This window comes from Arthrobacter sp. 49Tsu3.1M3, assembly GCF_900168135.1.
In the GTDB taxonomy this organism is placed as follows: Bacteria; Actinomycetota; Actinomycetes; order Actinomycetales; family Micrococcaceae; genus Arthrobacter.
Window position 1 is genome coordinate 25,781 of sequence record NZ_FUZD01000009.1, and the last position, 12,749, is coordinate 38,529.

General features: G+C 67.4%; 12 protein-coding genes. 7 read left to right on the top strand and 5 right to left on the bottom strand.

Features of this window, described 5'->3' with window-relative positions:
* Positions 1 to 48 precede the first annotated feature (48 nt).
* A complete protein-coding gene (gene glpX, locus B5X90_RS11610; RefSeq protein WP_028277383.1) occupies positions 49 to 1,071 on the bottom strand; it encodes a class II fructose-bisphosphatase in 1,023 nt (340 codons plus the stop codon).
* 194 nt (positions 1,072 to 1,265) lie between these two features.
* On the opposite strand from glpX, the gene B5X90_RS11615 reads away from it, so the two are divergent.
* The 3 genes from B5X90_RS11615 to B5X90_RS11625 all read left to right on the top strand — a co-directional run bounded on the left by B5X90_RS11615 (position 1,266) and on the right by B5X90_RS11625 (position 4,179).
* Entirely contained in the window at positions 1,266 to 2,012 is a 747-nt protein-coding gene (locus B5X90_RS11615; protein ID WP_179129121.1) for a DUF4245 domain-containing protein, read from the top strand.
* 10 nt (positions 2,013 to 2,022) lie between these two features.
* Positions 2,023 to 2,637, top strand: coding sequence for a carbonic anhydrase (locus tag B5X90_RS11620; protein ID WP_079553133.1), 615 nt, complete (start codon positions 2,023 to 2,025; stop codon positions 2,635 to 2,637).
* 105 nt (positions 2,638 to 2,742) lie between these two features.
* Entirely contained in the window at positions 2,743 to 4,179 is a 1,437-nt protein-coding gene (locus tag B5X90_RS11625) for a class II fumarate hydratase (RefSeq protein WP_079553135.1), read from the top strand.
* A 101-nt stretch (positions 4,180 to 4,280) separates the two neighbouring features.
* Here the strand turns inward: B5X90_RS11625 and B5X90_RS11630 are convergent, their stop codons facing one another.
* Positions 4,281 to 4,949 (bottom strand): vWA domain-containing protein, encoded by a 669-nt coding sequence (locus B5X90_RS11630; protein ID WP_079553137.1) that lies wholly within the window; start codon positions 4,947 to 4,949, stop codon positions 4,281 to 4,283.
* A gap of 165 nt (positions 4,950 to 5,114) precedes the next feature.
* Here B5X90_RS11630 and B5X90_RS11635 point away from each other — a divergent pair, with 165 nt between their 5' ends.
* Both B5X90_RS11635 and B5X90_RS11640 read left to right on the top strand, forming a co-directional pair.
* Positions 5,115 to 5,846 carry a TetR/AcrR family transcriptional regulator gene (locus B5X90_RS11635; protein ID WP_079553140.1) on the top strand — a complete coding sequence of 244 codons (732 nt, stop codon included), beginning with the start codon at positions 5,115 to 5,117 and terminating at the stop codon, positions 5,844 to 5,846.
* Complete coding sequence (locus B5X90_RS11640) at positions 5,843 to 7,486, top strand: MDR family MFS transporter (RefSeq protein WP_079553142.1); 1,644 nt, start codon at positions 5,843 to 5,845, stop codon at positions 7,484 to 7,486. Before B5X90_RS11635 ends, B5X90_RS11640 begins: the two co-directional genes overlap by 4 nt.
* A 128-nt stretch (positions 7,487 to 7,614) precedes the next feature.
* On the opposite strand, the gene B5X90_RS11645 is transcribed toward B5X90_RS11640, so the two are convergent.
* A complete protein-coding gene (locus tag B5X90_RS11645; protein ID WP_079553145.1) occupies positions 7,615 to 8,172 on the bottom strand; it encodes a prepilin peptidase in 558 nt (185 codons plus the stop codon).
* A gap of 58 nt (positions 8,173 to 8,230) precedes the next feature.
* Between B5X90_RS11645 and B5X90_RS11650 the strand changes: the two genes are divergently transcribed.
* Positions 8,231 to 9,058, top strand: coding sequence for a hypothetical protein (locus B5X90_RS11650; RefSeq protein ID WP_079553147.1), 828 nt, complete (start codon positions 8,231 to 8,233; stop codon positions 9,056 to 9,058).
* Positions 9,059 to 9,106: 48 nt separating this feature from the next.
* Positions 9,107 to 9,757 (top strand): GNAT family N-acetyltransferase, encoded by a 651-nt coding sequence (locus tag B5X90_RS11655; RefSeq protein ID WP_079553150.1) that lies wholly within the window; start codon positions 9,107 to 9,109, stop codon positions 9,755 to 9,757.
* A gap of 539 nt (positions 9,758 to 10,296) precedes the next feature.
* On the opposite strand, the gene B5X90_RS11660 is transcribed toward B5X90_RS11655, so the two are convergent.
* Positions 10,297 to 11,736: a PhoH family protein gene (locus tag B5X90_RS11660; protein ID WP_026266649.1), complete on the bottom strand. Its 1,440-nt coding sequence runs from the start codon at positions 11,734 to 11,736 to the stop codon at positions 10,297 to 10,299.
* Between the two features lie 232 nt (positions 11,737 to 11,968).
* Positions 11,969 to 12,730 carry an isoprenyl transferase gene (locus B5X90_RS11665; RefSeq protein ID WP_043436292.1) on the bottom strand — a complete coding sequence of 254 codons (762 nt, stop codon included), beginning with the start codon at positions 12,728 to 12,730 and terminating at the stop codon, positions 11,969 to 11,971.
* Positions 12,731 to 12,749 lie beyond the last annotated feature (19 nt).

The window sequence follows — 12,749 nt, forward strand, 5'->3', positions numbered from 1 at the left end:
CGGGATTCGCTGTGCTCTAACGTGCAGTTCAGTGGTGCCGCTCAGGTGCTAGCTCCTGCGGGCGTAGCCTTCCCACTTGCTGGCCTGGTGTTCGCCGTCGACAAAGCGGATCGTGCCGGACTTGGACCGCATCACGATGGACTGGGTGAGGACCTTGTCCTTGGAGTAGCGGACGCCCTTGAGGAGGTCGCCGTCGGTGATGCCGGTGGCCGCGAAGTAGCAGTTGTCGCTGGAGACGAGGTCATTGGTCGAGAGCACGCGCTCCAGATCGTGGCCGGCGTCGATCGCCTTCTGCTTCTCCTCGTCGCTCGTGGGCCACAGGCGGCCCTGGATGACGCCGCCGAGGGACTTGATGGCGCAGGCCGCGACGATGCCTTCCGGGGTGCCCCCGATGCCCATGAGGGCGTCGACTCCGGTGCCGGCACGCGCAGCGGCGATTGCCCCCGCGACGTCGCCGTCCATGATGAACTTCGTGCGGGCGCCGGCTTCGCGGATTTCCTCCACGAGGGGGCGGTGCCGGTCGCGGTCCAGGATCATGACGTTGAGCTGGTTGACCTTGACGCCCTTGGCCTTGGCGATCAGGTGCAGGTTCTGCTTGACCGGCAGGCGCAGGTCCACCATGTCGGCCGCTTCCGGGCCGGTGACGAGCTTTTCCATGTAGAACACGGCGGAAGGATCGAACATGGAGCCGCGTTCGGCCACGGCCAGGACCGCCAGGGCATTGTTGATGCCAAGGGCGGTCAGCCGGGTTCCGTCGATGGGGTCGACGGCGACGTCGCACTCGGGGCCGGTGCCGTCACCGACGTGCTCGCCGTTGAACAGCATCGGGGCTTCGTCCTTCTCGCCCTCACCGATGACAACGACGCCGTTGAAGTGCACGGTCTGCAGGAAGGAGCGCATGGCGTCCACGGCGGCGCCGTCGGCCTTGTTCTTGTCGCCGAAACCCACCCAGTGGCCGCCGGCGATGGCCGCGGCTTCCGTGACGCGGACAAGTTCCAGCGCGAGGTTGCGGTCAGGCTCATCGATCCCGACGGCGAGCGAGGGGGAAAGCGTGGAGTACTTCTGGGACATGGGCGCTGGTGTCACGTGAACCTCTTCTTCGAGTGGCGGTCGTTGAACCCGTACGGCCAGGATCGATCCGTCGCGGTGATTCGTCTGATACTGATCATAGTCGGGGCGGACCCGCAAGGTCATGGGATGTCCGGCGCGTGACGCACTTCACCTCCGGGCAGCCGATGCGCCGCGAATGTGAGATCGGCCCGGACATGCGCGACTATAGAGGGGTGAGTGAATTGCAGGACGCTTCCCCCGCCGCCCCCGGTTCGCCGGCTGGCAGCTCCCCCGCGGCAGGCCCGGCCCCATCCGGCCAGCCGTTCGTGAAGCCCGTCATCGCCGCCGCGGCGGCCAAACGCGCCAACGCCTCCGTGATGGGCATGATCATCGCCCTGGTGGTGAGCATCGCCGCGTTCCTGCCGATCGTCCTCATGAACCCGTCGCCGAAGACCGACGGCTACCGGCCCAACGTCAACGTCAGCGCCACCGCGCAGAACGCGGCGGGTGTGGCGGGATTCACACCCGTGGCGGCCGATACCGGCGACACATTCCGCGCCAACTACGCCCGCTGGGAGTCCGGCGCCGGCAGCGGCGTCCCCGCCTGGGAAGTCGGCTACCTGACGCCCAAGGAATCCTTCATCGCCCTCGTGCAGACCCGCACGGCCAACCCGACCTGGCTCCTGCAGCAGACCAAGAACGCTCCCGTGACCGGCACCCGCAACGCCGGCGGCCGGGACTGGGAACTGCGCGACACCGGCAAGGGCGAGAAATCCTTGGTCCTGACCGAACGCGGCACCACCGTCATCCTCTCCGGATCCGCGACGCTGGAAGAGTTCTCCACCCTGGCCACGGCCGTGGTGAAGTCGCTCGAAAGTAATCCGCCCACCGGAGCAGGGTCCACGACGCCGGCACCTACCCCCGGCGCAACAGTTTCCGCATCGGCGGCCACAACAAAGTAAAGTCGGGGGCGTGGCCACCTATCTCACCCCTGCCCTTGCCTGGCGGCGTCTCCGCGAAGGTAACGAACGCTTCGTCGCCGGAGCCTCCTCACACCCCAACCAGGACGCGTCGCGGCGCTCGTCGCTTGTCGAGAACCAGCACCCGTTCGCCGTAATCTTCGGTTGCTCCGACTCCCGGCTCGCCGCCGAAATCATCTTCGACCTGGGGCTGGGGGACGCGTTCGTTGTCCGGACCGCCGGCCAGGTCATTGACGACGCCGTCCTCGGCTCCCTGGAATACAGCGTCAGCGTCCTCGGCGTGCCGCTGATCGTCGTCCTCGGACACGACCGCTGCGGCGCCGTGACCGCCACCAAGGCCGCCGTGGAGACCGGCCAGATGCCGGTCGGATTCATGCGCAGCCTGGTTGAACGCATCACCCCGTCCGTGCTGACCTCGCTCCGCAACAATCAGGACGACATCAACGACATGGTGGTCGAGAACGTCAAGCAGACCTCGCAGCGCCTCGTGGACAGCTCCCGTGTGATTTCGGACGCAGTGGAAAGCGGCCGCGCCGCCGTGATCGGCCTCGCCTACAGCCTGGCCGACGGCAAAGCAGGCCTGGTGTCCGGAATCGGCGAGCTCTAGGCTCAACTCTCCAGGTCCGGGTTCCTGACGCGGCTGCCGCGGCTGCCACGTCAGGAAGCAGTTCACGGTTTTCGGTGGGACCCCCACTCCCAATAAGCTAGCCCCATGACTTCCACAGATGAGTTGAACACCGAAGAGTTCCGCATTGAACACGACACGATGGGCGAAGTCCGCGTTCCCGTGAACGCCCTGTACCGCGCACAGACGCAGCGGGCAGTCGAGAACTTCCCGATCTCCGGCAAGACCTTGGAGCGCGCCCACATCGAAGCCCTCGCACGGGTGAAGAAGGCCGCCGCCCAGGCAAACGCAGAACTGGGGGTGCTCGACGGCGAGCTCGCCCAGGCGATTGCCGACGCAGCCGACCAGGTTGCGGCCGGCAAGTACGACGGCGACTTCCCGATTGACGTCTTCCAGACCGGCTCCGGCACGTCCTCGAACATGAACACCAACGAGGTCATCGCCGAGCTCGCCACGCGTGCCCTCACGTCTGCCGGAAGCGACAAGGTTGTCCACCCGAACGACCACGTCAACGCCTCGCAGTCCTCCAATGACGTCTTCCCCACGTCCGTCCACGTCGCCGCCACGTCTGCCCTGATCAACGATCTGATCCCGGCCCTCGGCTACCTGGCAGAGTCGCTGGAGCGCAAGGCCACCGAATTCAAGGACGTCGTGAAGTCCGGCCGCACGCACCTCATGGACGCCACCCCCGTCACGCTGGGCCAGGAGTTCGGCGGCTACGCCGCACAGGTCCGCTACGGCATCGAGCGCATCAACGCCGCCCTCCCCCGCGTCGCCGAGGTCCCGCTTGGCGGCACCGCCGTGGGCACCGGCATCAACACGCCGGCCGGATTCCCGGAACGCGTGATCGAACTGCTGGCGGCCGACACCGGATTGCCCCTGACCGAGGCCCGCGACCACTTCGAGGCCCAGGCCAACCGCGACGGCCTCATCGAAGCGTCCAGCCAGCTGCGCAACATCGCGATTTCCTTCATGAAGATCAACAACGACCTGCGCTGGATGGGATCGGGCCCCAACACCGGCCTCGGCGAAATCGCCATCCCGGACCTGCAGCCGGGCTCGTCGATCATGCCGGGCAAGGTCAACCCCGTCATCTGCGAAGCCTCCATCATGGTCTGCGCCCAGGTGATCGGCAATGACACCGCCATCGCGTGGTCCGGGACCAACGGCGCCTTCGAACTCAACGTCGGCATCCCGGTCATGGCCGCCAACCTCCTTGAATCCGTGCGCCTGCTGGCCAACACCAGCCGCGTCATGGCCGACAAGATGATCGACGGCATCACCGCCAACGTCGAACGCGCCCGCTTCCTCGCCGAGGCCTCGCCGTCGATCGTCACCCCGCTGAACAAGTTCATCGGCTACGAGAACGCCGCCAAAATCGCCAAAAAGGCCGTGGCCGAGGGCCTGACCATCCGTGAGACCGTCGTCTCCATGGGCTTCCTCGAGCGCGGCGAACTGACCGAAGAGCAGCTGGACACCGCCCTGGACGTCATGTCCATGACGCGCCCGCCGCACAAGGCCTAACGGCTCCGGGCGACGCCGCCCGGAAGAGAACTTCCGCCGACGGCCGGCATCCTTCCTGGAAGGGTGCCGGCCGTCGGCATGTCTGCCCCGCAGGTCAGGAATTAGATCCTGGGCGGTTTCCCGCCGGCGGCCTCCCGCTCCTGCGCCGTGTAGGCCGCTGCCGCCGCGGCATCCGCCATGCTGGCACCGCCGGTCCGTGCCTCCCGCAACCGCCGCGTCTTGGCGGACTGGACGGAGAAGGCAGCATCGACGTTCCCGGCGGCATAGGTCAGGGCGTCTTCGGCGCGGATGCCGAGGCCGCCGGCGGTCAATACGGCGTCCTGGTTGGCGCCCAAATACGTGAACTGCCAGCCCCACTGGCTCTGCTGCCGCTGGACCAGGGCCTTGACCAGCTCGCCCGTGGCCTCGCGCGAGGAGTTCTCGTGCCCGTCCGTCAGCACGGCGACCAGCACGGTGCCGGGGCGCTGGTCCTCCGGAAGGGCCGCCAGTTCCGCACCCGCTTCGCCGATCAGCCGGACCATGGCGTCGTGCAGGGCGGTGCTGCCCCGCGGCTGCAGGTCCAGGGCCGGCACGTCCTGGATGTCCACCGAGGCGTACACGCGCTCGTAGGTGTCATCGAACTGCGCCAGCGACAGCCGGCACCGGCCCGCGACTGCCCGCTGTTCGCGGATGAACGCCGCAAACCCGCCCACAGTGTCATCGGCGATGGCGCTCATCGACCCGGAACGGTCCAGGAGGACGTACACGTGCGTCAGGGCTGAATCTGTCATGCTTCCCCATTTCCGGCCCCCGACGGCTTCTGCCTCGTCGCGGGCCACCTGATGCCAGCAGTATGGCTGGACAGGAGCAGGCTACGGCCGGGCAGCGACATTATTGCCAGCAGCAGCCCACATCATTTTTTGCACTATTTATAATTAAGTGCAAAAATACACTCTATGGGAAACAGTGCAACTACTTCGGGGGGTCTCCGCGAGCGCAAGCGGGCCGCAACGCGGGCGGCGATCACCGCCGTCGCGCGTTCCCTGACCGCCGAACGCGGCCTCAGCGGCTACACCGTGGAGGAAGTCTGCGAGCGCGCCGGCATCTCCCGCCGGACCTTCTTCAACTACTTCCCCGCCAAGGAAGATGCGATCCTGGGCCACGTCGACGACGACTTCCCGGAAGAGGTGGTGGCCCGGTTCATTGCGGGCGGCGCGGGGTCGCCCGCCGGGGAAATCTCGGCCTCACTCCTCGCCGACCTCGTGCACCTGTCCCTCGATCTGTCGGACCGGATGAGCGGCTCCGAGGAAGAGACCCGCCAGCTGATCGGGGTGATCAAGAAGGAACCCCAACTGATGCTGAAGATCATCGGCGCCACCGAGGAACGCGAGGCCGACTTCGCCAGGCTGCTCGCGGCCAGGGAAGGCGTACCTGCCGATCATCCCGTAGTCCGCATGGCCGTGGTCCTCCTGGGAAACGTCGCCCGGAAAACCAGCGCCGACTACTTCTCCGAGGGCAACGCCCGCCGCTACAAGGACCTGCTGCTGGAAAACATTTCAGCAGCCCGCACGCTCTTCTCCCTGCCGTTCACCATGTCCCAGTTCGACACAGCCGAACCAAACACAGCCGACCCCGACGGAGTCGAGTCAAACACCGTCCAGCCCAACCCTTCCGAAGGAGCGCAATGAGCGCCGCCGTCAGCACCAAGCCAGCAGCCGAACCGCTGCTGCTGACCCAGAAACGCATCTGGATCATCTTCTCCGCCCTCATCGCAGGCATGCTGCTCTCCAGCCTTGACCAGACCATCGTTTCCACCGCCATGCCCACGATCGTCGGCAAGCTCGGCGGCGTGGAACACCAGGCCTGGATCACCACGGCCTACCTGCTCGCCACCACCATCGTCATGCCCATCTATGGCAAGTTCGGTGACATCCTGGGCCGCCGGAACCTGTTCCTCATCGCCATCGGGCTCTTCACCCTCGCCTCCGTCGGGTGCGCCCTCGCCACGGACTTCTGGGGCTTCGTGGTCTTCCGCGCCATCCAGGGCCTCGGCGGCGGCGGCCTGATGATCCTGTCCCAGGCCATCATCGCCGACATCGTTCCGGCCAAGGAGCGCGGCAAGTACATGGGCCCGCTGGGCGCAATCTTCGGCCTTTCCGCCGTCGCCGGACCGCTGCTGGGCGGTTTCTTCGTGGACCACCTGACCTGGGAGTGGGCCTTCTACATCAACATCCCGATCGGCATCGCCGCGTTCACCATCGCCTGGTTCACCCTGACGCTGCCGAACAAGAAGGCCGAGAAGCGGATCGACATCCTGGGCGTGCTGCTGCTCTCCGCGGCCACCACGTGCCTGATTTTCTTCACCGACTTCGGCGGCAAGAAGGACGAAGGCTGGGATTCCCCGCTGACGTGGGCGTTCGGCGCCGGGCTGGTGCTCGCTGCCACGGCCTTCATCCTGGTGGAGCGCCGGGCCGAGGATCCCATCATTCCGTTGAGCCTGTTCAAGAACCGCATCTTCGTGAACTCCACCGCCATCGGCTTCACCCTCGGGCTGGGCATGTTCGCGGCGATCGCCTTCGTCCCGACCTTCCTGCAGATGTCCTCCGGGACCTCCGCCGCCGAATCCGGCCTGCTGATGCTGCCCATGATGGTGGGACTCATGGGCATGGCCATCTTCTCCGGTATCCGCATTTCCAAGACCGGCAAGTACAAGATGTTCCCGATCCTCGGGGCCACCCTGACCATCGCGGCAATGCTGTGGTTGACCACGCTCACGGCCGCCACGCCCATCTGGGTCATCTGCGTGCAGCTGTTCGTCTTCGGCGCCGGCCTGGGCTCGATCATGCAGGTGATTGTCCTGGTGGTCCAGAACTCCGTGCCGGCGGACCAGATCGGCACGGCCACGAGCACCAACAACTACTTCCGCGAGGTGGGCGCCTCCCTGGGCGTCGCGGTGTTCGGCTCCATCTTCACCACCCGGCTCTCCGAGTCCCTGACCAATGCCTTTACCGGTGCCGGGGCGTCCGCTGAGCAGGCGTCGAAATCCACCCGGACGATGGACCCCCAGGTCCTCAGCCAGCTCCCGGCACAGCTCAAGGACGCGATTGTCAACGCCTACGCGGACTCGCTCGCCCCCGTCTTCTGGTACCTGCTGCCGTTCCTGGTCATCGCCCTGATCCTGGCCCTGACCCTCAAGCAGATCCCCCTGTCGGACACCGCCGGCATGGTGGCCCGCGGCGAAGCAGTCGGCGGCGAGGAAGCCGAGCGGCTCGAGGCGGAACGGGCGGCAGCCCGCCACGCCGACGAGCTCACCCGCCTGCGCGGCTGACGGTCCGGAAACGGCCCGGCAGCAGCCGGAGCGTGCCAACAGGGGCGCCGCAACCTTTGGGGGTGCGGCGCCCCTGCTGCGTGCCGGCCCGGTCAGCGCCGGGAGACCGGGATGGCCGTGCCGTCAGCCTATCCGGCCGTCGGCAGCAGCATGGCGGCGGCCGTGCCGGCCAGCATGAAGGGCCCGAACGGAATGGCCGACTGCAGCGTCCCGCGCCGCGCGGCGAGCAATCCGAGACTCCACAGCCCGCCGAGGACGAACGCCGCAAAGGTCCCCGCCATGACGTGCCCCCAGCCCAGGAATCCCAGGTACATTCCCAGGACGCCCGCGAGCTTCACGTCGCCGAATCCCATTCCCGGCGGATACACCGCGTGCAGGAGAAAGTAGAAGAGCCAGAGGGCTGCCCCGCCGGCCAGGACACGGAGCCCCGGAATGCCGAACGCCCCGGCGTCGGCCGCGCCGGCCACATCCTGCCCGCCGGGAATCAACTGGCTGGCCGCCGCGCCCAGCAGAAGGACACCGGCGATCGCATAGGAGGGAAAGACGATCCTGTCCGGGAGCAGGTGGTGCCGGACGTCGATGACCGTGAGCCGAACGGCCATCACGAAGAAATACGCGCACGCAGCCAGGGCAAGCCAGAATGCCAGCGGGTTGGCGGCGCCCAGGGTGCCGAGTCGTTCGATCACTCTCGGATGCTACTTGATATTCGTCCGGCCCGGCGGTCCCCGCGCGTAAACTGTGGATATGGCCGCATGGGACAGCACGAACCGGCGCGGGCCGGACGCCCCCCGCGGCCCGGCGGAGAAGGCCGCGGCCTTCCGGAACCTGTGCCGGTCATCGCCCTGGAAGTGGCAGTCGCTGAGGTTCGAGTACCTGGACCGGCCGCTCACGCTTTCCGCGGGTTCCCCGGCCGCCCCCTCCCCCGGCGACCTCGTCAGGGGGTGGCTGCGCCGGCCCGGCGCCCTGCGGCTGGAGACGGCCGACGGCCTCGTGATCGGCAGCACCACCGGCATCAATGATTCCCGCGGCGGCTTCTACATCAGCTCAACGAGGAAGACCTGGCTCCTGCCCCCGCACCTGGTTACGCCGGTGTACGACGACGACGGGCTGGTGCGCCGCCGCCCGGAGGCAGCTTATGGCGAGCCGTCGTTCGGCAACGGCAGGTTCGCCGCCGTCCTGGACCCGGTGGAGCTGGCGGGGAACGCCCCCGTCCCGCTGGAGTTCCCCAACTCCAACGCCGTGGAGCTTGGCCCCATCACGGAGGTAGACCACGAGGGCCGGCCTGCCCTGGAATCGACGGTCAGCCCGAACCTCTCCTACCGTCCCGCCGATCCCGGAGCCCCGCTATGCCGTCCGGGACGCACGCTGCTGAGGATTGACGCCGGCACCGGCGTCTGCGTTGCGAGCCGCTGGCTGGACGCGCCCGGGTCCGGCTCAGAGCAGGACGGTTACGGGCACTGGCTCCGCATCCTGGGCGTCGACGAATACATGCTCGATGACCTGTTCCTGGCCGAATCGATGAACCTCACGGACGTCCGTCGCCACATCAGCTGGGATGTCCCCGCGGAGTAGCCGGGCCGTGACTCGCATCCGCCCGCCGGCAGCGCTAGGCTTCCTTCGATGACTGAACCCGCCGACTACTGGCCCCCTTTCGGCTTGCGCGTGACCACGCCGCGCCTGCAGCTGCGCCCCATCCGCGACGCGGACATTCCGGCCGCGGTCTCAGCCGCCCTGAGCGGCGTGCACCCCCAGGGCCAGAACCCGTTCAGCAATCCCTGGACCGAAGCCCCGCCCAGCGAGCTCGGAACCAACATGGCGCAGTGGTACTGGCGGTGCCGCGGCGGCATGAGCCCACAGGACTGGACGCTCCTGCTCGGCATCTGGCACGAGGACGAATTCGTCGGCTGCCAGGACATCGCGGCCAAGGACTTCACCACGCTGAAGACAGTCACCACGGGCTCATGGCTCCGCCAGAGCGTCCAGGGCCACGGCCTCGGCAAGGAAATGCGTGCCGCCGTCGCCCTCTATGCCTTCGACTGGCTCGGCGCCGAAGTGGCGGAATCCGAGGCCGCCGCCTGGAACCAGCAGTCCCTGGGCGTCTCACGCTCCCTGGGCTACGAGCTCAACGGCGTCACCCGCGCCGCCTGGGGCGGCAAGGCCCAGGAGGTCCAAAACGTCCGCCTCACCCCCGCCACCTTCAAACGCCCCGACTGGCAGCTGGAAGTAGAGGGCCACGAAGCCTTTGCGAAGTACCTGGGCATCCACCCGTAGCAACGCCCAAGCGGGGCAGCGGCGGTCCGCGGTGGCTGGGGTGCCGTGGTTGGGTTGCCGTGGTTGGGTTCGGGGCAGCGGCGCCCCGCTGTCGCTTAGACATCTCGCCGTCGCTGGGTCCCCGTGGTTGGGTTCGCCGGGACTCGGCCCTTCGCCGTCGCTTAGACACGACGCATGGGACCCGCTGCGGTCGCTGGGCGACCTCCGGGCTCCGATGCGCCGCGATGCGCTCCTTTGCGAAAGGCCGGCCCCGACGGCGCGCGTCTCACCTTGCGAAAAGTCCGTGTCCCGGCTGGTGAGCGGCTCACTATCGCGGGGCCGCGGTGTCCCGCAAGGAGCGCATCGCCGACCAAAGCGAAGCGAAGGTCGCCCAGCGACCGCAGCGTAGCGACGGGAGGTGTCTAAGCGACGGCGGGACGCCGCTGCCCGGCGAACCCAACCACGGCCCCCAACCCCGCCGAACCCAACCACGCTTACCCGACCATGGCGAAGGGCCGCGGTCCGGCGAACCGGACCACGGCCCCAAGCAGGGTGATTGGCTAGATCTCCGCCCCCTCCAGCAGCTCCGTCACGAGGGCTGCGATCGGCGAGCGCTCCGAGCGGGTGAGGGTGACGTGGCCGAACAGCGGGTGTCCCTTCAGGGTCTCAACGACGGCCGCCACGCCGTCGTGCCGTCCGACCCGCAGGTTGTCGCGCTGGGCGACGTCGTGGGTCAGGACGATCTTGGAGTTCTGGCCGATCCGGCTCATCACTGTCAGCAGCACGTTCTTCTCCAGGGACTGCGCCTCGTCGACGATCACGAACGCGTCGTGCAGGGATCGTCCGCGGATGTGCGTCAGCGGCATGACCTCAAGCATGCCCCGGTCCATCACTTCCTCCACCACTTCCTGGCTGACCAGCGCGCCCAGGGTGTCAAAGACCGCCTGTGCCCACGGGTTCATCTTTTCGGCTTCGGACCCGGGCAGGTAGCCGAGTTCCTGGCCGCCCACCGCATACAGGGGCCGGAAGACGATCACCTTGCGGTGCTCACGGCGCTCCAGGACGGCTTCGAGACCGGCGCACAGGGCCAGTGCGGACTTGCCGGTGCCGGCCCGGCCGCCGAGGGACACGATGCCGACCGACGGGTCCATCAGGAGGTCGATCGCCAACCGTTGCTCGGCCGAGCGGCCGTGGAGTCCGAAGACGTCGCGGTCGCCCTTCACGAGCCGGACTTGTTTGTCCGCCCCCACCCGTCCGAGGGCCGAGCCGCGGCTGGACAGCAGGACCAGCCCAGTGTTGGTCGGCATCTCGGCCGCCGCCGGGATGAATACCGGCTCGTGCCCGTACAGGGTGGCAACCTCGTCCTCGCCCGCGTCGAGCTCGGCGACGCCGGTCCAGCCGGAGTCCTTGACCAGTTCATTGCGGTACTCGTCGGCCAGCAGCCCCATGGCCGAGGCCTTGACGCGCATCGGCAGGTCCTTGGATACCACCGTCACGTCGCGGCCCTCGTTGGCCATGTTCTTGGCCACCGCGAGGATGCGGCTGTCGTTGTCCACCCCGCGGAACCCGGCGGGCAGCACCTCGGCGGAGATATGGTTCAGCTCCACCATGAGCGTGCCGCCGTCGGGGCCCAGCGGGATGGGACGGTCCAGGCCGCCGTGCTCGAGCCGCAGGTCATCGAGCAGCCGGAGGGCCTTGCGCGCAAAGTAACCCAACTCCGGGTCGTGGCGCTTTCCTTCAAGCTCGGTGATGACAACGATCGGCAGGATGACCTCGTGCTCGGCGAAGCGCAGGAGGGCCCGCGGATCGGAGAGCAGGACGGAGGTATCGATCACGAAACTGCGGGCCGTGCCCCGGCTCCCTGTTCCTTCCCCGGAAACAGCAAGACCGGCCGCCGCGGAATCCGCTGCACCGGTCTTTGAGGTGGCTCGCTTGGCGCGAGAGGTAGCTTTCTGTCCCTGATCGGAAATGACGTCGGGCAGTTGCTCAGAAATAGCCACATCGACTCCAGCCCCGGGCAATGCCCGGAATTGTTATTGGTGAGGCGGCTCGGCCTGGAGGCCGGACGCGGCCTCCCATACACCCGGTGCGAAAATCCGCTCCATGTACTGGCCTCCCCGATCGGCCGGCGAATTGCCTGCCGATGGGATTAACGTACGTCTCCGGTGGCCGGTTTGTCCGATAATTTTTCGGCGATTCTTGTTGCCGTCTTGTGAACTCCGCGTGAACCGCTCAGGCGCCGAAGCGGCGCTGCCTTCCGGCGTAGTCGCGCAGGGCACGCAGGAAGTCCACCTTGCGGAACGCCGGCCACAAGGCCTCGCAGAAGTAGAACTCACTGTACGCGCTCTGCCACATGAGGAATCCGGACAGCCGCTGCTCCCCGGAGGTCCTGATCACCAGGTCCGGATCCGGCTGGCCCCGGGTGTAGAGGAAACGCGAAATGTCATCCACGGTGAGTTCATCGGCCAGTTGTCCGATGTCCGCTCCCCGGGCGACGGCGTCGTGCAGCAGTTCCCGGACGGCGTCGACGATTTCCCGCCGTCCGCCGTAGCCGACGGCGACATTGACGTGCAGCCTCTCCTGCGCGGGCGTGCGCGCCGTCAGGTTGTTCAGCCGCTCGGCGAGGTAGTCCGGCAGCAGTTCGGGGGCGCCCATGGCGTGCACCGAGATGTTGGCGTCCTCGTCCAGCCGGTCCAGGGTGTTGGCGATGATGCCCATCAGGAGGTCGAGTTCCTCGCCGGAGCGGTTCATGTTGTCCGTCGAGAGCATGTACAAGGTGACCACCTTGATGCCCAGCTCCTGGCACCAGCCGAGGAATTCGTGGATCTTGTCCGCGCCGGCCTGATGGCCCTGGCTCGTGGGGGCGTTGAACTGGCGGGCCCAGCGCCGGTTGCCGTCGACCATGACGCCGACGTGGCGCGGGATCCGCTCGGGGTCGAGGGAGCGCTGGAGCTTGCGCTCGTAAAAGCCGTAGAGGAACCCGGGCATTTCCATCCGGAGATTCACCTGGCTT